19 protein-coding genes are annotated in these 20,252 nt (G+C 63.4%); 10 read left to right on the top strand and 9 right to left on the bottom strand.

Annotation, left to right across the window (positions count from 1 at the left end; all coding sequences use genetic code 11):
- Positions 1-61 precede the first annotated feature (61 nt).
- The 4 genes from AB0N72_RS04595 to AB0N72_RS04580 form a co-directional block, all read right to left on the bottom strand.
- Entirely contained in the window at positions 62-667 is a 606-nt protein-coding gene (locus tag AB0N72_RS04595; protein ID WP_363929784.1) for a hypothetical protein, read from the bottom strand.
- Positions 668-702: 35 nt separating this feature from the next.
- Complete coding sequence (locus tag AB0N72_RS04590; protein ID WP_363929783.1) at positions 703-1,110, bottom strand: DUF4383 domain-containing protein; 408 nt, start codon at positions 1,108-1,110, stop codon at positions 703-705.
- Between the two features lie 128 nt (positions 1,111-1,238).
- Entirely contained in the window at positions 1,239-2,000 is a 762-nt protein-coding gene (locus tag AB0N72_RS04585; RefSeq protein WP_363929782.1) for a hypothetical protein, read from the bottom strand.
- 146 nt (positions 2,001-2,146) lie between these two features.
- On the bottom strand, positions 2,147-2,617 hold the full coding sequence (locus tag AB0N72_RS04580; RefSeq protein ID WP_363930328.1) for an Lrp/AsnC family transcriptional regulator: 471 nt from the start codon (positions 2,615-2,617) through the stop codon (positions 2,147-2,149).
- A 195-nt stretch (positions 2,618-2,812) separates the two neighbouring features.
- Here AB0N72_RS04580 and pdhA point away from each other — a divergent pair, with 195 nt between their 5' ends.
- Genes pdhA through AB0N72_RS04565 form a run of 3 tightly spaced genes read left to right on the top strand, consistent with a single transcriptional unit; the run spans position 2,813 to position 6,347 of the window.
- Positions 2,813-3,982 (top strand): pyruvate dehydrogenase (acetyl-transferring) E1 component subunit alpha, encoded by a 1,170-nt coding sequence (gene pdhA, locus AB0N72_RS04575; protein WP_363929781.1) that lies wholly within the window; start codon positions 2,813-2,815, stop codon positions 3,980-3,982.
- Positions 3,982-4,992, top strand: a complete 1,011-nt coding sequence (locus AB0N72_RS04570; RefSeq protein ID WP_363929780.1) for an alpha-ketoacid dehydrogenase subunit beta — start codon at positions 3,982-3,984, stop codon at positions 4,990-4,992. The genes pdhA and AB0N72_RS04570 overlap by 1 nt, the downstream gene beginning before the upstream one ends.
- The gene (locus tag AB0N72_RS04565; protein WP_363929779.1) at positions 4,989-6,347 is read left to right on the top strand and encodes a dihydrolipoamide acetyltransferase family protein; all 1,359 of its coding nucleotides are present in this window, start codon (positions 4,989-4,991) and stop codon (positions 6,345-6,347) included. The genes AB0N72_RS04570 and AB0N72_RS04565 overlap by 4 nt, the downstream gene beginning before the upstream one ends.
- Positions 6,348-6,452: 105 nt before the next feature.
- Here AB0N72_RS04565 and AB0N72_RS04560 read toward each other — a convergent pair whose 3' ends face one another.
- From AB0N72_RS04560 to AB0N72_RS04550, 3 genes are all read right to left on the bottom strand, one after another.
- Positions 6,453-7,325 carry an NAD(P)-dependent oxidoreductase gene (locus AB0N72_RS04560; RefSeq protein ID WP_363929777.1) on the bottom strand — a complete coding sequence of 291 codons (873 nt, stop codon included), beginning with the start codon at positions 7,323-7,325 and terminating at the stop codon, positions 6,453-6,455.
- A 219-nt stretch (positions 7,326-7,544) separates the two neighbouring features.
- On the bottom strand, positions 7,545-9,272 hold the full coding sequence (locus AB0N72_RS04555) for a DUF222 domain-containing protein (RefSeq protein ID WP_364081195.1): 1,728 nt from the start codon (positions 9,270-9,272) through the stop codon (positions 7,545-7,547).
- Between the two features lie 361 nt (positions 9,273-9,633).
- Entirely contained in the window at positions 9,634-10,266 is a 633-nt protein-coding gene (locus AB0N72_RS04550; protein WP_363934635.1) for a TetR/AcrR family transcriptional regulator, read from the bottom strand.
- A 139-nt stretch (positions 10,267-10,405) separates the two neighbouring features.
- On the opposite strand from AB0N72_RS04550, the gene AB0N72_RS04545 reads away from it, so the two are divergent.
- The 7 genes from AB0N72_RS04545 to AB0N72_RS04515 are packed head-to-tail and all read left to right on the top strand — an operon-like array spanning position 10,406 to position 18,332.
- Positions 10,406-12,016, top strand: a complete 1,611-nt coding sequence (locus AB0N72_RS04545) for a carboxyl transferase domain-containing protein (protein WP_363934456.1) — start codon at positions 10,406-10,408, stop codon at positions 12,014-12,016.
- A 2-nt stretch (positions 12,017-12,018) separates the two neighbouring features.
- Positions 12,019-14,187 (top strand): biotin carboxylase N-terminal domain-containing protein, encoded by a 2,169-nt coding sequence (locus AB0N72_RS04540; protein WP_363934458.1) that lies wholly within the window; start codon positions 12,019-12,021, stop codon positions 14,185-14,187.
- On the top strand, positions 14,184-15,347 hold the full coding sequence (locus tag AB0N72_RS04535) for an acyl-CoA dehydrogenase family protein (RefSeq protein WP_363934459.1): 1,164 nt from the start codon (positions 14,184-14,186) through the stop codon (positions 15,345-15,347). Before AB0N72_RS04540 ends, AB0N72_RS04535 begins: the two co-directional genes overlap by 4 nt.
- Positions 15,348-15,385: 38 nt before the next feature.
- Positions 15,386-16,174, top strand: coding sequence for a CoA transferase subunit A (locus AB0N72_RS04530; RefSeq protein WP_363934460.1), 789 nt, complete (start codon positions 15,386-15,388; stop codon positions 16,172-16,174).
- A gap of 2 nt (positions 16,175-16,176) precedes the next feature.
- On the top strand, positions 16,177-16,929 hold the full coding sequence (locus AB0N72_RS04525) for a CoA transferase subunit B (protein ID WP_363934462.1): 753 nt from the start codon (positions 16,177-16,179) through the stop codon (positions 16,927-16,929).
- The gene (locus tag AB0N72_RS04520; protein WP_363934464.1) at positions 16,926-17,420 is read left to right on the top strand and encodes a MaoC family dehydratase; all 495 of its coding nucleotides are present in this window, start codon (positions 16,926-16,928) and stop codon (positions 17,418-17,420) included. Before AB0N72_RS04525 ends, AB0N72_RS04520 begins: the two co-directional genes overlap by 4 nt.
- A 57-nt stretch (positions 17,421-17,477) precedes the next feature.
- On the top strand, positions 17,478-18,332 hold the full coding sequence (locus AB0N72_RS04515) for a CoA ester lyase (RefSeq protein ID WP_363934466.1): 855 nt from the start codon (positions 17,478-17,480) through the stop codon (positions 18,330-18,332).
- A gap of 85 nt (positions 18,333-18,417) precedes the next feature.
- Here the strand turns inward: AB0N72_RS04515 and AB0N72_RS04510 are convergent, their stop codons facing one another.
- Both AB0N72_RS04510 and AB0N72_RS04505 read right to left on the bottom strand, forming a co-directional pair.
- Entirely contained in the window at positions 18,418-19,539 is a 1,122-nt protein-coding gene (locus AB0N72_RS04510) for a Gfo/Idh/MocA family oxidoreductase (RefSeq protein ID WP_363934468.1), read from the bottom strand.
- Positions 19,524-20,225: a ThuA domain-containing protein gene (locus tag AB0N72_RS04505; protein ID WP_363934469.1), complete on the bottom strand. Its 702-nt coding sequence runs from the start codon at positions 20,223-20,225 to the stop codon at positions 19,524-19,526. Before AB0N72_RS04505 ends, AB0N72_RS04510 begins: the two co-directional genes overlap by 16 nt.
- Between the last annotated feature and the right edge of the window lie 27 nt (positions 20,226-20,252).

Here is a 20,252-nt window from a genome sequence, read left to right as displayed (position 1 = left end):
ACCAGGCGCACCATCAACAGTGGGCACTGTGTCGATGATGCGCCGGTCCGGCGGCCGCCCCCTAGTGGTGGTGGCCGGGGTCCAGGGCGGGATTGGTGCCCTGGCCGTTTTCTCCGCTGGGGGCCCGGCCGTGTTCCCCATGAGGTACTGCGTGCTGTCCGGCCATCGATGCGGCCAGGCCCGGTGTGGCGACTGTTGCAACAACGACGGCGGCTCCGAACGCGGCTGCCAGAAGCCGCCCGGTCCTTGGCTGGCCGTGGGCGCCGCCGTCGTTGGTCTTGTGCTGCCGCCTGAGCCAGCCCGCTCCGGCAAGTGCCATGAGGGTCAGGCCCAGGGCGGCAAAGTGGCTCACGTCGAGGGAGCGCTGCGCGGTGACCCCGGCCGCCATGACTGCAACATGCGCAGCAGCGGCCACCGCGAGGACCGGAACTGCATATCGGGCAAAGACGAGCGAGTTGCGGTGCAACCCCCACAGCGACCAAGCCAGGAAGGCCAGGCCGGCTGCGAGCGTCGCAACGCCGGCGGCAACGATACCGGGGGCGGCGGAACCAGCTCCTGCGAGGTATCCGGCGGCCAGGGAAAGTTCAACCATCCCGGCTGCCATCGCAGCGAAGTACACGTACAGCACAACGGCTGCCTTCAACGTGGGGTGGTTTGCGCGATCCATGGTTGCTTCCGTCCTCGTCGTCTTTGGGCCGGTGATCAGGCGCGGGCGGAAGCTACGGCGGCCTTGTCCTGCGACAAAGCGACGCCCAGCAGGACCACGGCGCTGGCGAGGTGTAGGACGTTGTCGGCGCCATTGAGGGCGATGATGTTCAGGGAGCTTCCCACGAGGAAGAGACCGAGGATACCGACCAGCAGGTAGACGCCGCCGACCGCGGTATTGATGGACTTGGACAACGTGACGCTGTTCAGGCCGGCGTAGAGGAGGGCTGCGCCAATGGCCAGGTGGATGATGTTGTGAAGCGGGTTCACAGCGAAAATGATCAAGTTGGCACCCTCGGTGGCAAAGAAGCCAATTCCCGAGGTGACGAAGAATCCAAGCACGCCTACCAGGAGGTAGACGGCTCCGAAGATGGTGGCGATCAAGCGATTGGGCGAAGTACGCATTGGTCCGAGCCTTCCGGTGATGGCCGGAGATTTCCGGCCGACCTGCTGAGTCCCGGGTGGGACTCTCAAGCAGTGATTCGGACCATGCGTTCCAGTGGATGGGTGGGTCTTCGGATTATTTTTCCTGGCTAGGGGCGGAGGCGGATGCTGCTCATCTTCAGTTCGTTGGTGCCTTCAAAGACGTACTGAAGGTCGATGGTCTTGCCGTCGCATTGCAAAGTACCGGCGAGGTCGGCCTTGTTGTTGCCGTTGTTCGAGTTCACGCTCACCGAGTTGTAGTTGGGCTTGCAGGAGCTGTCCAGCTCCAGGCTGGCGATGCCGTCCATGAAGGACTGCTTGTCGAGTTCATCCTTGAGCGGCTGGCTGAGGTAGTTGTCGTAGGCCTGTCCGCTTTGACCGGATACCACCAGATTGGTGAATTCGTCAGCCAGCGACCGGGCCTTCGACGTCGCGTTGCCCACCACGTTGACCAGGATGACGACGCCCACCACCGCCAACACGATGACTCCCGCCACGATGCCCAGGACGATCCACAGGACTTTACGGTTCTTGCGGGGAGGCTGCTGGCCGTACTGGCCGGGTTGGTATTGGCCCTGCGGGTAGGGGTTCTGTTGGTACGGGCCCGGTGCCGGATACTGGGCGCCGCCCTGGGCAGAAGCGGACGACGGCGGCTGTTGCCACTGCGGCGGGGTCCCGTTTTCCGGGGCGTACCCGGGTGGTGGCGAGTACCCGGGCTGTGGCTGGTAGCCGGGTGGTGGCGAGTACCCGGGCTGTGGCTGGTAGCCGGGTTGTGGCGTGTTGCCCGGTTGCGGCAGGTAGCCGGGGCTCGGCGGAACCGGTGGCGGATTGTGGCCGGGCTGGTTGTGGGTGGGTTCCTGCGGATTGCTCACGGTAGTGCCCCTTTCGGCAGCCTTCGCCAGCGCCACCCCCTGGCCGGGTTCCTCTGCGCGGCCCCCGGTGCGTCCACTTGAATCAAAGCGCATCTCGGCTTCCGTGGGCAAGAGGCATGGCTGAACAGCCCCCGGTTCGTCGGCGCTTAGGACCCGGACCGGCGTCCGAGCAGCGGCTGCACACGGTAAGGAATCATCTCGCGCATGGCCAGAGCTGTATCTGTCCTGTCCACTCCGTCGCAGCCGAGGATCTTGCCGTTGATGCGATACAGGTCCTCTGCGTCCAGGGCAACAACCCGAAGCAACAGGTCGGCGGAGCCCGTCAGGCCGAAGCCTTCAAGGATCTCCGGGATGTCGGCAAGGTCCTGCGCCAGGGAAGCCAGCTTCTGCTGCTGGACGTGGACGGTGATGAACGCGGTCAAGGGGTAGCCCAGGGCTACGGGGTTGATCCTTCGTTCAAAGGAAAGGAACGCGTGCTTCTTCTCAAGCTGTGCCATGCGCGCCTGCACCGTATTCCGGGACAAGCCGAGCTTCTGGGCAAGGGCGACCACAGTGCCCCGGGGGTCCTTTGCCATCGCGGAAAGGAGCCGGGTGTCTGTGCCATCCAAGGGTTGCATAATGCGCAAGATTAGCACGTCCTGGCATGCCAAAGTAGGGCATAATGCTCAACTTTTTTGGAGGTAGTTGTACCCGATGCATCCTGTGAGTAGGGTCACAATTAACTCCGGCGAAGGTGCCGGAGGGCCGGCCTGCGGCAGGATCACAAGTCTTGCGGGCGCCGACGAAAACGAGCCGGAAGGTTGCGATCAACTGTGTTGACGGATCAGGCGGGCAAGGGAGCGCGTAATGATGCTCCGGGCCCTGAACTAAGTGCACAAATTTCCTTGCGGACTGGTGGCGATCTGCTCCAGTTGGTGTCCCCGGACGGCGAGCGCATCAGCCATCCTGAATTCGATGTCTGGGTCAAGGACGTCGGTGACGAACAACTGTGCTCCCTGTATGAGGACATGACCGTCATCCGCCGCATCGACGCTGAAGCCACCGCCCTGCAGCGCCAAGGGGAACTAGCGCTGTGGCCGCCGCTCCTCGGCCAGGAAGCAGCGCAGATAGGCTCCAGCCGTTCGTTGCGCGACGATGACTTCGTCTTTCCCAGCTACCGGGAAAGCGGCGTGGCCTACGTGCGCGGCGCCCACCTTTCGGAGATCGCGCGTGTGTGGCGAGGCAACGCTTCCTACGGTTGGGACCCCCAGCGCATCAACCTGGCGACGCCGCAAATCATCATCGGTTCCCAGAGCCTGCATGCCACGGGCTACGCCATGGGCGTGCAGCTGGATGGCGCGAACACAGCGGTCCTTGCGTACTTCGGCGATGGCGCAACCAGTGAAGGCGACGTGAACGAGGCAATGGTGTTCGCAGCCAGCTACCAGGCGCCGGTGGTGTTCTTCTGCCAGAACAATCATTGGGCAATTTCGGAGCCGGTCCGTATCCAGTCGCATGTGCAACTGGCTGACCGGCCCACCGGATTCGGCATCCCCAGCATGCGCGTGGACGGCAATGACGTCCTGGCCGTGATGGCAGCCACCAGGGTGGCGCTGGACCGGGCACGGAAGGGCGGAGGACCAACCTTCATCGAGGCCGTCACCTACCGCATGGGTCCGCACACCACTGCTGATGACCCCACCCGTTACCGCGATCCAATCGAGCTGGAAGATTGGGCTGCCAAAGATCCCATTCTCAGGCTCAGGAAGCTCCTGGAAGCGAAGGGCCTGCTTACGGACGACGTGGAAGCCCGCGTCAAGGCCAAAGCCGACGCCGTTGCCGCAGACCTCCGCTCCAGCTGCATTGGCATGCCTGATCCGCAGCCGCTGGACGTCTTCAACCACGTCTACAGCACGCCCAATTCCTGGATCGAGCGGCAGAAGGACCACTATTCCCGCTACCTGAACAGTTTCAACCAGCCAGTCGAGGAAGGTGCACTCTGATGTCCAAGCTCACGTTTGCCCGGGCCATCAACGCCGGCCTCCGGAAGTCGCTCGAAAATGATCCCAAAGTGGTCCTTATGGGAGAGGATATTGGTTGCCTGGGTGGCGTCTTCCGGGTCACGGACGGCCTGCAGAAGGATTTTGGAAAGCACCGTGTGATCGATACGCCCTTGGCGGAGTCCGGCATCATCGGTACCGCTGTTGGCTTGGCGTACCGGGGGTACCGTCCCGTGTGTGAGATCCAGTTCGATGGCTTCATCTACCCGGCCTTCGACCAGATCGTCAGCCAGGTAGCCAAGATGCATTACCGCACCCAGGGCCGCGTCAAGATGCCAATTACCATCCGGGTTCCGTTCGGCGGTGGCATCGGATCGCCCGAGCACCACTCCGAATCACCCGAGGCCTACTTCACGCACACCTCAGGCCTGCGGGTGGTTGCGGTTTCCAACCCCCAGGATGCATACACGATGATCCAGCAGGCGATCGCCTCGGACGATCCCGTCCTCTATTTCGAGCCCAAGCGGCGTTATCACGACAAGGGCGATGTGGATGAGTCGATCGACCTCTCCAACGCACTGCCGCTGGATAAGGCCGCGGTGGTGAACCCGGGCTCTGACGTCACCTTGGTTGCCTACGGTCCGCTGGTCAAAACCGCCAAGGACGCTGCCATGGCTGCCGCTGATGAAGGTATCTCCGTGGAAGTGATCGACCTCCGTTCCCTGGCCCCCGTGGACTACCCGGTTGTGGAAGCCTCCGTCCGCAAGACGGGGCGGCTCGTGATCACCCACGAGGCCGGGCAATCCGGCGGCCTTGGCGCAGAAATCGCTGCGAGCATCACGGAGCGCTGCTTCAACTATCTCGAGTCCGCACCTGTGCGTATTACCGGCTTTGACGTGCCCTATCCGTACTCGAAGCTTGAAATGCACCACCTGCCGGATCTGGACAGGATTCTCGACGGCGTGGATCGCGCCCTCGGCCGCCCCAACTCCCTGAGTGGACTGGAAGGATGACCGCCACCATGATCAAGGAATTCAGGCTCCCGGACCTCGGTGAGGGACTGACTGAATCGGAAATCCTGAGCTGGAAGGTCGCGGTGGGGGACACCGTCACACTGAACCAGGTTATTGCCGAGGTCGAGACCGCCAAGGCCGTGGTGGAGTTGCCATCTCCGTTCGCCGGAACCGTCGCAGCCCTTCACGAGCAGCCCGGAACCGTGGTGGAGGTGGGCAAGAGGATCGTCTCCTTCGAAGTGGACGACGCCGGAACCTCCAACGGGGGCGGCGCGCCGCTCGCTGATTCCCCCTCCGCCGGAGGCGGGTCAGCTGAGGCCGAACAAGCTACGGACGGTCCCGCAAAACGTGAGCCCAACCTGGTTGGCTACGGCGCCGTCGTCGAACATTCCGGCCGTCCGGCGCGACGCGCCCGCGGCCGCCAGCAGGCCGAAACCCAAGATGTTCCTGAGCCAGTAGCCGAAGCCGTCACGCCCAGCGAGAGGACCGCCGAGCGTCCGCGCTCCACGCCTCCGGTGCGCAAACTGGCGCGCGACCTCGGGATCGACCTGGAACTGGTTCCCGGAACCGGTCCCGGAGGGCTCATCACCCGCGAGGACGTGCAGGGCTTCACCGGTGAAGCCGCAGCACCTGCGGCCTCCGTTGCGCAGGAGGGGCGTGAAACGCGCACGCCCATCAAGGGTGTTCGGAAGTTCACGGCGGCGGCCATGGTGGAGAGCGCCTTCACCGCCCCCCACGTGACGGAGTTCCTGACCATCGATGTCACGGCCACCATGGAGCTGCTCGCCAGGCTGAAAGGCAACAAGGCCTTCGAAGGCTACAAGCTGACACCGCTGACCATTGCGGCCAAGGCGGTCCTCGTCGCGCTGCACGGTAATCCCACGCTGAACTCGCGCTGGGACGAGGCAAACCAGGAGATCATCCAGTACAACTATGTCAACCTCGGTATTGCTGCCGCGACCCCGCGAGGCCTGACTGTTCCGAACATCAAGGACGCCGATCGGATGACGCTTCGGGAGCTCTCCACTGCACTGACGGAACTGACCGAAACAGCCCGCGCGGGGAAGACCTCGCCTTCGGATCTTTCGGGCGGGACCATCTCTATCACCAACATCGGCGTTTTCGGGATCGATGCAGGTACGCCCATCCTCAATCCTGGCGAAGCCGCGATTGTGGCTCTGGGTGCTGTCCGGAAGGCAGCATGGGTGGTAAATGACGAAGTGGCGGTACGGCAGGTCATGTCCCTCAGCCTGTCGTTCGATCACCGCCTGGTGGACGGCGAACAAGGCTCGCGGTTCCTCGCGGACCTCGGCGCCATTCTTTCCGACCCCGCCATGGTGATGACCATGGTCTAGCCCTATAAGCTGCGCCGGCCCATCCCTTTACGAGTGCTTGCAGGAAACTGCAGCCAAGGGGTGGGCCGTCGCGCTTTCGTGTCCCGTGTTGTGCCTGCCGAAGGCTCAGTCCTCTGTGGGCGTGGTCTTGTTGGAGTGGACAGTGCGCCACGTATGCTTAGGCTCGAAGCCCAGCAGCCTGCGCGCCTTATCGATCGAGAGCATGGTTTCGTGCTCGCCCAGTTCCTTCAGGACCTCGACGCCGGGAAACACTTCCGCGGCCAGTTCTGCACTGCTGCGGCTCATGACGGTATCGGCTGCCGCGATGATGAAGGTTTCGAACCCGGGTTCCCCGTATTCCAGTGCGCGGACGACTGCCAGGGCGCCATCACGGGCGTCGATGTAGCCCCAGAGGTTCCATTTACGGAGGGTGGCGTCCGAGTCAAAGGAAGGGAATGCGTCGTAGTCCTGTGGGTCCATGACGTTGGAGAAGCGAAGTGCCGTGATGCTCAATTCCGGATCCCAGCGGGTCAACTGGATGGCCATTTGTTCCTCAAGGTGCTTAACCAATGAGTAGGTGCTCTCCGGACGTGCTGCGTACTCTTCATCGACCGGTATATAGGGAGGGGCGATGTCGAAGGGGAGGCCCAGGACTGTCTCGCTGGATGCGTACACCACCTTTTTGATTCCGGCGCGCCGTGCTGCCTGGAAGACGTTGTAGGTGGAGACCATGTTGTTTTCGAAGATCGCCGCGTCCGGGGCAAGTCCCGGCGCCGGGATGGCAGCCAGATGAACGATGGCGTCCAAACCATTGTGTCGGTCATCCAAGCCAAGGATGACATCCAGCACCTGCCCGTAATTTCGGAGGTCCACGTTGACGTAGCCGGGGCCACGGGCGCCCTCCCGGTCGATGTTGAGCACCTCATGGCCGTCCTGCGTCAGCCGCCGGACCACGCTCCGGCCCAGTTTCCCGCTTCCGCCCGTGACGGCAATCTTCATTGTGTGCTCCTCGTGTGGTTGGCTCGGGGTCCTGGAAGGACGCGTGTTCCCAGCGTAGGCGTGCCGTGGATGGCAGCCCACCCCTCTGACTGGCCCTGCGAATCCTAGGTATGGCGATCCCAGCCAAGCATGCAGCGAGCTGTCGTCCGGGAATCACCCGGACCACAACTGACGTCGCCCGTGGGAAGGGGCACGTGCGACTCTCTGATCACCCCACGCTTATGTTCTGAGTGGTGTGTGGTGGTGGTTGCGTCGTGGTGTTTGGTGGGGGTCGATGTGGGGTGGGGGTGTGAACCATGGGACGCCGGTTTGGACGCGGATTTTCCATTGTTCTTTGTGGATGAGGTGGTGGTGGTGTGAGCAGAGGAGGACGCCGTTGTTGGTTCCTGTGGTGCCGCCGTGTGTCCAGTAGGTGATGTGGTGGGTTTCGCACCAGGGTGCGGGCATGGTGCAGTCGGGGAAGGCGCAGCCGCCGTCGCGGGCGGTGAGGGCTTTGCGGATGTGGGGTGGGAAGATCCGGGTGCTGCGGCCGATGTCGAGTATTTGGGAATCGGTGCCGAGCAGGACGGGCAGGATCTCGGCGTCGCAGGCTATTTTGCGGATGGTGTTCGGGTGCATGGGCCCGGTGAAGGTCGCTGTCCCGGTGCTGGTACCCGCGCCGGTGCTGGTGCTGGGGGTCTTGCGGGGGCTCGGCTGGTTCGTGGTGTTGGTTTCTGTGGCGCTGGTGTGGGTGAGTTGTTGGAAGAGTTCGTGGTGGGCGATGGTGATGGTGAGTTGGGGTCGGAGTCCGCCGTTGGTGGGTAGTTTCCCGGTGGTCATGGCCAGGGTGCAGGCGCCGACGAGTCCGTCGAGGAGTTTCTGGGCCCGGCAGCGTCGGTCCAGCTCCGGCCCCGGGGTGCTGTTGGTGTCGGCGGTGCTGGTGCCTGGGGTGGTGGTGAGGCGGGGGTTGGTGGCGACGTTCATGGCGGTGGCGAGGATTTCGTATTGTTCACCGGTGGCGAAGATTTCGAGGTGGTGCAGTCCGTGGCGGCGTCGGCGGCGGAGGAACGCGCCTTGGACGTGGCGGAGGGCTTCTTCGGTGGGTTCGGGGCCGTCGTGGTCGATGTAGTCGGTCCAGCGTCGGGCCATGGTGGTGAGGAAGTCGGGGTCGGACTGTGCGGCGGTGGTGGTTAGGGCGTGTTCCATGCCGGTGAGGGTGTCCTGGTCGGTGAGGTGTTGGGCTTTGTCCAGGGCAGTGCTGATGATCGTCGCGGAGCGGGACGAGACCTGCCCGGTGTGGACTGCGGTGGCGAGTTCTTCGCGTCGTGCGGGGATGTCCTGCCCGGTGGGTCCAGTGCTGGTGAGCAGGACGGGGGCGAGGGCGAGCCTGCGCCGGGCTTCACCGATACCGATCCGCAACCGGGCCCGAAGGAACTCCGCCGCGTTCCGGTACCCATCATCCAAGACACTGCCAGGGGCGTCTTCCGTCTGGACTGCATCCGTGTAGGCCTGCTCCGTCCTGGCGGGGTCTGTTGAGGCTGCGGCTTCCGCAGCAGCCTGGGTTCCAGCGGGCTCGGTCCACCCTGTTCGCCATTCCTGCGCGCCTGAGGGCCTTGGCTGACGGGTTTGTTCTTCGGTCCGGGTCCGATCCACAGCTTGGGCCGCGACGATCTGGACGTATTCCACGCACCGGGAAAGGTCCTCAACCCTGCCGGCGAAGTCCGCGGCCTCCGCGAACCCGAACAACCGGGCATCGTCCGTAGCCGAATCCCGTAGCCCGGCCAAGGCTTCATAAGCATCATCAAGGAAAGAACCCACCTCAGATACGGCGCCCACCTCAAAGACGGCGCCCTCACTGAGTGTTGGCGTCAGGCCCGGGACAGCACCACCGGAACCAGACCCGGAGCCGGTGCCACGGCCAGCCCCGGAACCAGGCACAGAACCAGTTCCGGAACCGGAACCAGGCACAGAACCAGTCCTGGAACTGGAACCAGGCACAGAACCAGTCCTGGAACTGGAACCAGGCACAGAACCAGTCCTGGAACTGGAACCAGGCACAGAACCAGTCCCGGAGCCGGTTCCATTGCCAGGGCGGGGCTGGCTGTCCTGCCCGGACAAGAACGCCGTAGCAGGTGTTCCAGCGGGCCGGAACTGGCCCGCCGGAGGTTCAGACCGGGCGGACGCGTCAGAGAAACCAGCCTGCCGCGTGAGTACCGGCCCCTTCGTTTCCATACAAAAAGCCTGTCACCACCAACCCACACCCGTTAGCCCCACATCGAGCTATGTGGAAAAGTCGGCCAATCGTGGAATAGTCAGCGAAACCAGACTGTCACACCGACGTCAGCGCGGCATACGCCATCTGCTCCAAAACGGGCCTGGCTGATTTGACGGCGATTTTTCTGCCATGCTGCCGCACCGAATGCGGGGTGGAGTTGATCAGGCCAAAAGCTGCGTGGGCCCGGACGCGCAGCACGGACGGATCTTCGCCATCATGGATCCGGGCCAGGACGTTAACCCATGTCTCAACGTAACTGCGCTGCAACGATCTGACTTCTGCTTGGTCGGGCCCGCTGAGGCTGCCGAAGTCCCTGTCCTGTACGCGGATGACATCAGGATTGCTCAGGGCAAAGTCCACATGGAACTGGATCAGCCCCCTGAGCGCGGACAGGGGCGTCCCGGCTTCCGACACAACGCGCAACCCGCCCTCCAGCAAGTCGCGGCTGACGCTGAGGAGCAGCTCACCAAGCACCGCCTGCTTGCCCGGAAAGTGACGGTACACGGCCGGTCCGCTGACGCCCGCGGCAGCTCCGAGATCCTCCAGGGATACCCGGCTGAATCCGTTGTCGGCGAAGAGGCCTGCTGCTGCCGATAAGAGAGCCAGCCTGCGAAGCTCTTTTGCCTGGCTTCGTTGTGTCGTGGTGGCGCGGGGGCCTTCGGTGTTTGCTTCCGGGCCTGCTGTCACATTGTCCTCCTCAGTGCCGATGCCCGCGCACCTGGCCGGGTGCGTTGTGCTGGACATCACAGTTAATAAAGACTAACCTAAATTTCAGTTACATGGCACTAACCGAAATGGCCTGTGGCCGGGAATGGAACAGGGGTCGATGGAGACAATTGCCAGCCTGAAGGGCGCCGCTGGCGGCACTTTCGAGGCCAACGAACGGGCGCAACTGGCACTCGTGGAGGAGCTGAGGGAACGGCTTGCGACGGCGGCCCTCGGCGGTCCGGCCAAGTCCCGGGAGCGGCACATTGCCCGTGGGAAACTCTTGCCGCGGGAGCGTATTGATTACCTCCTGGACGAAGGCAGTCCCTTCCTGGAAATCGCACCGCTCGCAGCCAACGGTATGTACGACGACGATTCTCCCGGTGCCGGAGTGATCGCGGGAATCGGCCTGGTCCATGGCCGCCATGTCCTGGTGATCTCCAACGACGCCACGGTCAAAGGCGGAACGTACTATCCCGTGACCGTGAAGAAGCACCTCCGGGCCCAGGAGATCGCCCTGGAGAACAAGCTCCCGTGCATCTATCTGGTGGATTCCGGGGGAGCGTTCCTGCCCAAGCAGGATGAGGTTTTCCCTGACAAGGAGCACTTCGGCCGGATCTTTTACAACCAGGCCAGGATGTCCGCGGCCAGGATTCCGCAGATCGCTTCCGTGATGGGGTCGTGCACGGCCGGCGGTGCCTATGTACCCGCCATGAGCGACGAAACCGTGATTGTCCGCAACCAGGGCACCATCTTCCTGGGCGGTCCCCCGCTGGTCAAAGCAGCGATCGGCGAGATCGTCACCGCGGAGGAACTGGGCGGCGGCGACGTACATTCCAGGATTTCGGGCGTCACCGACCACCTGGCGGAGAATGATCAACACGCGCTGGAAATCGTCCGGGACATCGTAGCGACGTTGCCGAAACCGGCGCAGCCGGCATGGGACGTGCTCGACGTCGTCCTGCCGCCCGTCGTCGACCCTTCAGAGATGTACGGCGTGGTTCCGGTGGACGTCAACGCCCAATATGACGTCCGCGAAGTGATCGCGCGGCTTGTAGACGGCTCGGAGTTCCATGAGTTCAAGAAGAACTACGGCACCACCCTCGTGACCGGATTCGCGCATCTCCACGGCCATCCCGTGGGCATCGTAGCCAACAATGGCGTTCTGTTCAGCGAATCGTCGCTGAAGGGAGCCCACTTCATTGAACTCTGCGATCAGAGAGGTATTCCCCTGGTTTTCCTGCAGAACCTCTCCGGATTCATGGTCGGCAAAGACTACGAACAGGGCGGTATCGCCAAAAACGGCGCGAAGATGGTCACCGCAGTGGCCACCGCGAGGGTGCCCAAACTGACCGTCGTTATTGGCGGCTCCTTCGGTGCCGGTAACTACTCCATGTGCGGACGGGCGTACTCGCCGCGCTTCCTGTGGATGTGGCCCGCGGCGCGCATCTCCGTCATGGGCGGAAACCAAGCCTCCAGCGTCCTGGCCACCGTCAAACGGGACCAGTACGAAGCAGCAGGCCAGGAGTGGTCGGCCGAGGACGAGGAAGCCTTCAAAGCCCCCATCAAACAGCAATACGAAGACCAGGGAAGCCCCTACTACTCGACGGCCCGATTGTGGGATGACGGCATCATCGATCCCGCTGACACCCGGAGGGTCCTGGGAATGGCGTTGGACGTCGTCTCCCGCCAGGAGCTGCCCGGGACCTCCTTCGGCCTTTTCAGGATGTGACCATGACCCTGCCAACAACCAGCACAATGCCACGCGCGGCGACCAAACCCTTCAGTGCCGTCCTCGTCGCCAACCGCGGCGAGATCGCCTGCCGGGTCATCCGCACCCTCAAGAACATGGGCATCCGTTCCGTTGCGGTCTACTCGGACGCCGACAAGGACGCCAAACATGTAACTCTCGCTGATACCGCCGTCGCTATCGGCGGCACCTCGCCGTCGGAAAGCTACCTGAAGATCGACGCCATCATTGATGCCTGCCGCCGCAGCGGAGCCCAGGCGGTCCACCCCGGCTACGGCTTCCTGTCCGAAAACGTGGAGTTCGCCAAAGCCCTGGACGCGGCAGGAATCACTTTCATCGGCCCAGGAATCGGTGCCATCGAGGTCATGGGCGACAAAATCCGCTCCAAGAATCACGTCATGGCCTACGACGTGCCTTGCGTGCCCGGAATCGCCAAGCCCGGCCTCACGGACCAGGACCTGATCGACGCAGCACCTGGAGTCGGTTTCCCGCTGCTCATCAAGCCATCAGCAGGTGGCGGTGGCAAAGGCATGCACGTGGTTGACCGGCTCGAGGACATGGCCGCAATCCTGCAGACAGCCCGGCGTGTGGCTGCTTCGGCCTTTGGGGACGACACCCTCTTCCTGGAGCGCCTTATCCGTTCTCCCCGCCACATTGAAGTGCAAGTGCTGGCCGATAACCATGGCAACGTCATCCACTTGGGCGAGCGCGAGTGCTCCCTTCAGCGCCGGCACCAAAAGGTGATTGAGGAAGCTCCCTCGGCGCTCTTTGAGTCATTGCCCGACGGCGCCATCCACCGGGCGCGCATCGGCGAGGCTGCCTGCAACGCGGCGCGCTCGGTCAACTACAGCGGTGCAGGAACCGTCGAATTCCTGGTGTCCGATGAACACCCGGACGAGTTCTTCTTCATGGAGATGAACACGCGCCTGCAGGTGGAGCACCCGGTCACGGAGATGGTCACGGGCATCGACCTCGTGGAATGGCAGGTCAGGATCGCCGCCGGCGAGGTGCTCACCTTGGCGCAGTCCGACGTCGAACTCAAGGGCCACGCCGTCGAGGCGCGAATCTATGCGGAGGTGCCCGAGCGTAACTTCATGCCGTCCATGGGCCGCATTGTGGCGCTCGCCGAGCACGGCGCCCCGGATCATGGCGTTTCCGGGCAACAAATGGCGGCCGGCAACGTGCGGATCGACTCAGCCATGCGGGACGGCCTGCAGATCACGGGCGATTACGATCCAATGCTTGCCAAGGTGATCGCATGGAGTGAGGACCGGGCCGGGGCGCTCGACACCCTCGATGCCGCGCTGGGCCGCTACACGCTGCTGGGCGTCGACACCAACGTGGAGTACCTCCGGCTGCTCATCAACGACCCGGAGGTGCGTGAAGGACACCTGGATACCGGCCTTATCGAGCGCAAGCTGGCCTCCATGGAGTTCAGGCGTGTCCGCCCTGTTGAGCTGATCACCGCAGCACTCACACTGTGGCTGGAACGCAGCGGCTCCGAGCTCGCAGGCAACGCCTGGAAGTCCCCGGATTCGTGGCGGATAGGTACCCATGGTGCCTGGACGGCGTCATTCGGAGTTCCGGGCGGGGAATCGGCCACGGTGGCCATCGCCGACTCGCCCGACTCGCCTGGCTTGCTCACGGCCAACGTCGACGGCGGACCCGACTACCCCGTTCGGGTGGTGGAGCGCAGCCGGGACAGCATTGTGCTGGAGTTCGACGGCGGACAGGTCACTTACGCGGTCGGCGTGGTTTCCGGTGTGCACGGCGGGACAGGGGAGCTCTATCTGGGCAACGACGGCTGGTCCTGCCGCTTGGAGGTCCTGAACCGTGCAGAGCGCCTGCGTCGAATGCTCGCCGGCATCCAGCGCGTTGAAGGCGCGGCCGATCCCGAAGTGCGCTCGCCGATGCCAGGGACGGTGGTGTCCGTGTCCGTTGCAAACGGTGACGTGGTCGAGGAGGGCCAGGTCCTCCTGGCCGTCGAAGCCATGAAGATGGAGCACCAGTTGGTGGCCTCCGTTGCAGGACGGGTCCACCTCACCAGTAAGCCCGGGGACCTGGTCAAGGCCGACCAGGTGCTCGCCACCATTCACGTAGCCGGACCCGCTGATGAAGCGTCGGCAGAGACAGACAAGGAAGTCCAAGCATGAGCACTTTTGACCTGAATGAGGAATACCAGGACCTCAGCGACTCCGTGCGCGAGTTTGCCGACGAAGTGGTTGCTCCCGTGTCCGCCAAGCATGATGAAGAGCACAGCTTCCCCTACGAAGTCGTGAAGCAGATGGGGGAGATGGGCTTGTTCGGATTGCCTTTCCCCGAGGAGTACGGCGGCATGGGCGGAGACTACTTCGCGCTGGCGCTGGCGTTGGAACAACTCGGCCGCGTGGACCAATCGGTGGCGATCACGTTGGAGGCGGGCGTCTCCCTTGGAGCGATGCCGGTGTACCGCTTCGGAACCCAGGCACAGCGGGAACAGTGGCTGCCGCAACTGGCATCGGGCAGGTCCCTGGCCGGATTCGGCCTGACCGAGCGCGAGGCCGGTTCCGATGCCGGCGGCACCAAGACCAACGCCCGCCTGGACAACGGCGAGTGGGTCATCAACGGCAACAAGGAGTTCATCACCAACTCCGGCACGGACATCACCACCTTGGTCACGGTCACGGCTGTCACCGGGACCAGGGAAAACCCGGACGGCAGTACCAGGAAGGAAATCTCCACCATCCTGGTTCCCACGGACACGCCCGGTTTCACCGCCGAAAAGCCATACAACAAGGTCGGCTGGAACGCCTCCGATACCCACCCGCTCACCTTGGATGATGTGCATGTTCCCGAAGCAAACTTGCTGGGCGAGCGCGGCCGTGGTTATGCCAACTTCCTCTCCATCCTGGACGAGGGCCGCATCGCGATCGCCGCCCTGGCAACGGGTGCGGCCCAAGGGTGCGTGGATCTTTCGGTGAAGTACGCCAAGGAACGCAGCGCCTTTGGCCAGAACATCGGTAAGTACCAGGCCATCCAGTTCAAGATTGCCCGGATGCAGGCGCGGGCCCACACAGCCCGCCTGGCCTACTACGATGCCGCTTCCAGGATGCTGGCAGGCAAGCCGTTCAAGACCGAGGCGGCCATCGCTAAGATGGTCGCAGGCGAGGCAGCCATGGACAACGCGCGGGACGCCACCCAGGTGTTCGGCGGCTATGGCTTCATCAACGAATTCGCCGTGGCACGCCACTACCGCGATTCCAAGATCCTTGAAATCGGGGAGGGGACCACGGAGGTCCAGTTGATGCTCATCGCCCGCGAGCTGGGTCTGTAACCGTACGGTGGGTCGGCAGTGGCAGGGAAGGATCAAGGATGATTGACAAGGTTGTTGCCAGCGCCGCGGAAGCGGTGAAGGACATCCCGGACGGGGCTTCGTTGGCCGTGGGAGGATTCGGCCTCTGCGGAATCCCGGTCTCCTTGATCGAAGCCCTCCACAGCCAGGGCACCTCTGACCTTGAGACGGTCAGCAACAACTGCGGTGTGGACGATTGGGGCCTAGGCATCCTTCTCAAGGATGGACGCATCCGGCGCACCGTGAGCTCATATGTGGGCGAGAACAAGGAATTTGCCCGGCAATACCTGGCCGGGGAGCTTGAACTCGTTCTCACACCGCAAGGCACGCTGGCCGAAAAGCTGCGCGCCGGTGGCGCCGGCATACCGGCCTTCTACACAAAGGCCGGTGTGGGAACCCAGGTGTCGGAGGGCGGCCTTCCACAAAAGTACGACGCCGATGGCCACGTTGCGATTGCTTCGGAACCCAAGGAGGTGAGGACCTTCAATGACGCCGACTACGTGCTGGAGGAGTCCCTGACGCCCGATTTCGGCCTGGTCCATGCCTGGAAGGGCGACCGCCACGGCAATCTTGTTTTCCATGCAACCGCCATGAACTTCAACCCCCTCTGCGCCATGGCCGCCCGGGTGACCATCGCCGAGGTCGAGGAACTCGTGGAACCCGGCGAACTGGACCCTGAGCACATCCACACTCCCGGAATTTTCGTACAACGGGTAGTGGTGGCCGGCGCGGGCGAAAAACGGATCGAAAAGCGCACCGTAGCGTTGACGAGCACAGCAGCAACGGCATCCAGCGAGGCAGGAGCGTAGCCATGGCAGAGAACACGTACCAGGACATCCCGCCCCGTCCCGAAGCCGTCCGGCACGAATACCGGCGGGCCGACGTCGAGCATCATGAAGCAAAAGGCTGGACCCGCAACGAACTGGCCGCCCGTGTTGCGCGGGAACTTACCAACGGGCAGTACGTGAACCTCGGCATCGGGATGCCAACATTGATCCCCAATTACATTCCGGACGGCGTGGAGGTGATCCTTCACTCCGAGAACGGGATCTTGGGCGTTGGCCCCTACCCGGCGAAGGACAAGATCGATCCCGACCTCATCAATGCCGGCAAGGAAACGGTCACCGTCAATCCCGGGGCCGCGTTCTTTGATTCGGCGTCCTCTTTCGGCATGATCCGTGGGGGCCATGTGGACGTCGCCGTCCTGGGTGCAATGGAGGTGGCGGCCAATGGCGATCTCGCCAACTGGATGATCCCGGGGAAGATGGTCAAAGGCATGGGCGGGGCCATGGACCTGGTGTTCGGAGCCAAAAAGGTCATTGTCATGATGGAGCACGTGGACCGCAACGGCAGGCCAAAAATTGTCCAGGACTGCACCCTTCCGCTCACCGGCAAGGGGTGCGTGGACCGGATCATCACGGACCTGGCGGTGATCGATGTCGTCAAGGACGAAGGTGACCCGCGACTCGTGTTGCGCGAGCTCGCCCCCAACGTCACCCTTGAGGACGTCCTGGCCGCCACGGGAGCCGAACTGTTCGAAGAGGACCAGGAGCTGACTGTATGACGCGGGTTGTGGAACAGCGCGGACTCTACTTCGACGAACTCGAAGAAGGCGTGATCTACGCACACAAGCCGGGTCGAACCGTTACCGAGACCGACAACGTACTTTTCACCACCATGACCATGAATACCCAGGCGCTGCACCTTGACGCGGCATGGAGTTCAACCCAGCCGTTCGGCCAGCGGCTCATGAACTCGATGTTCACGTTGTCCACTGTGGTGGGGCAGTCCGTAGCCCAGCTGACGCAGGGGACCATCATTGCCCAGTTGGGGCTGACGGACGTGACCTTCCCGCACCCGCTGTATCACGGGGATACGCTGTACACGGAAACGGTGATCACTGGAAAACGGTTGTCCTCGTCCCGCCCCGGACAGGGTGTGGTGACCATGCAGCACACCGGCCGCAACCAGGACGGGACAGTGGTGGCACTGGCCACCCGAACCTGCCTGATGTGGACCAAGGAAGCGCACGCCGCGGCCATTTCCGGCCATTAACCACTTCCTGCCACTAGCCGTTTCCGACCATTAGCACGCCCAGCAGCAAGGAACTTCATGCACTCGCAGCACACCGCCCGGTTCACCATGGGGCCGGCGCTCCTCTTTTGCCCTGCCGATCGGCCGGAGCGTTTCGGGAAGGCCGCAGACCGCTCGGACGCGGTCATCCTGGACCTTGAGGACGCAGTGGCTCCTGCGGACAAGGCCCGGGCCCGCGAGGCGATCCTGGAGCAAACGGATGTGGCGCATTCAGGTACGGGTGGGCTGGACCCGGACCGCACCATTGTCCGGGTGAATCCGGTGGGAACACCGGAGTTCGAGCTCGACCTCCAGGCTCTGGAAAAAACGCCGTACCGCACTTTCATGCTGGCCAAGGCGGAGAGCGCCGAGCAACTGCGGGCCTTGGCGGGCTTTAGTGTCATCGCACTCTGCGAAACAGCAGCGGGCATCGTCAACGCCTCAGCCATCGCTGCCGAGCCGAACGTCGTAGGCCTGATGTGGGGTGCGGAGGACCTGCTGGCTTCCCTGGGCGGACTCTCCAGCAGGAACGACGACGGCGGGTACCGTGCTGTCGCGCTGCACGCACGATCTGCGGTGCTGCTGGCCGCTAAAGCCGCGGGCAAGGAAGCCATCGACTCGGTCTATGTGAATATCCCCGACCTCGACGGCTTGTCAGAAGAGTCGCTGGACGCAGTAGCCAGCGGTTTCGGAGCGAAGGCCTGCATCCACCCGAACCAGGTTGCCGTGGTCCGGGAGGCCTACGCGCCGGCCCCCGAAGCTGTTGCGCATGCGTCCGAACTCCTGGAAGCGGCGGCATCGGCGGGCGCCGGCGTGTTCCAGTTCAAGGGCAAGATGATCGATGGGCCCATCCTCAAACATGCCGAAGCCACGCTGCGCCGGGCTGGGCGTTAAAAGGATTCGGCCCCTGCTCGTCCAGGCCCGCCGGTGGCGGGCGGGACGGACAAACAGGGACCGGATCCGTGGGGCGTTGCGCGCCTTAGGCGTGGACCGCCGTCGCAAGTTCCGTGAGTTCCACGGAAGCCGGCCTGGCGGCGGTGCTCTTGATGGCGACGGCCTGGCCGCTCTTGGCCGAGGCCAGCACGGACTCCATGACCTCAAGGGCGTGGAAGGCCAACTGGCCGCCGGCACGGGGTTCTTCCCCAACCGGCGTGGCAGCGAGGTCGGCGATGCCGAAGCCCCGGCCAGAATCCTTGTATCCAGCTGACACCGGGAGCGTTTCCCAGTCCTCGGCACCAAGGGCGAAGAGCTCAACGTCCCCGTCGAAGTGGTTCGGATCCGGGACGATCAGCGAGCCCTTTTCGCCGTGGATCTCGATGTTGGGGCTCTTGGTCTTGACAGCGTCGAAACTCATGAACAGCGTCGAAAGCGCCCCAGAGGCGTGAACCAGGACTCCGGTGACGTGCGAGTCGATGTCCACCGGCACTTTCTGCCCCTCACGCGGGCCCGAACCAATGGTGCGTTCAGTGCGTGTATGGCTCGCGGCACCTACGACCGACACTACGGGTCCCAGCAACGTCACCAAGGCCGAGACGTAGTAGGGGCCCATGTCCAGCAGGGGTCCACCACCGGGCTGGTAATAGAAGTCCGGATTGGGGTGCCAGCGCTCGTGGCCCGGGGTTGCCATGGTGGCCGTGGCCGAAACCGGGGCCCCAATCAATCCGTCGTCGATCGCTTTCCTGGCAGTTTGGGTGCCTGTTCCGAGGACGGTGTCCGGTGCGCAGCCAACCATGACTCCGGCCGCAGCCGCCGCTTCAAGGACCTCCTTGGCCTCTGCGGTGGTAGCCGCGAGGGGCTTTTCGCCGTACACGGACTTGCCTGCTGCGATGGCCTTGAGTGCGATGTCCGCGTGGGCAGCGGGGATGGTCAGGTTCAGGACCAGCTCAACGTCCTCTGCTGCCAGCAGCCCATCCACACTAAGGGCCCTGACACCCTCGTAGGAGTCCGCCACAGCCTGGGCCCTCGCGGGATCGAGGTCTGCCACGGCCACCAAATTCACGGAATCCAACCGGCGGAAATTGGCCAGGTACTGCGAAATGATGGCGCCGCAGCCGATGATGCCGACATTCAGCGGCTTGGCCTGGGTTAGCGGGATGCCCACAGCATGCCCCTTTCAATGATGGTGCGAACGTTGTTGTCCTGAAGGATTTCCACTCGGTGGCCCGGGGTGCAGACAAAGATCCTGCCCTTGCCCCATTGTCTGGTCCAGATTGCCGGCGAGGTCACTTCCCGGTTCCACGGATCCCACTCACGTACCTTTTGGGTGGTGGTGGCCAGGACATCGATGTAGTCGTCGCTCAACACCCAGTATTGCTCTGTCACAAGATCAAAGTCCCCAATACCTTGGGTAATGGGGTGTTCGGCCGCGGCGGGCAACATGTTCACGCTGTAGGGAACGTAGTTGTCCGACTGCTCGCCGATCTGCTCGTCCACATGCTTGCCAGGGTGGCAGGCGAACTGGCCGCCGATGAGGTGGAGGTAGTCGGAGTTGTTGCGGTAGGAATCGGCGATCCCACCGTGCCAGCCCGCCAGGCCGGTGCCGTTTTCGACGGCGGTCCGCAGCCCTTGGAACTCGTCTTTTTCGATGGTGGACATCGTCATGCACTGCACGATCAGGTCCACTCCGGCCATGTATTCGGTGTCGGCGTAGATCTTTGGCGACTCTTCCACGCGGACGTCGTAGCCGTTGTCCCTGAGGTAGGGGAGGAAAAGCTCCGTGGCCTCAACTGGCTGGTGTCCGTCCCAGCCGCCACGGACCACCAGCGCGGTCTTGTTATTGCTTGTCATGGTTTCCTTCGTATCGGGGCATATTCG

The sequence above is a fragment of the Paenarthrobacter sp. NPDC089307 genome (assembly GCF_040685055.1).
Classification (GTDB): domain Bacteria; phylum Actinomycetota; class Actinomycetes; order Actinomycetales; family Micrococcaceae; genus Arthrobacter.
The sequence above is the reverse complement of the archived record's forward strand: the minus strand, read 5'-3'. Positions and strand labels throughout refer to the sequence as shown.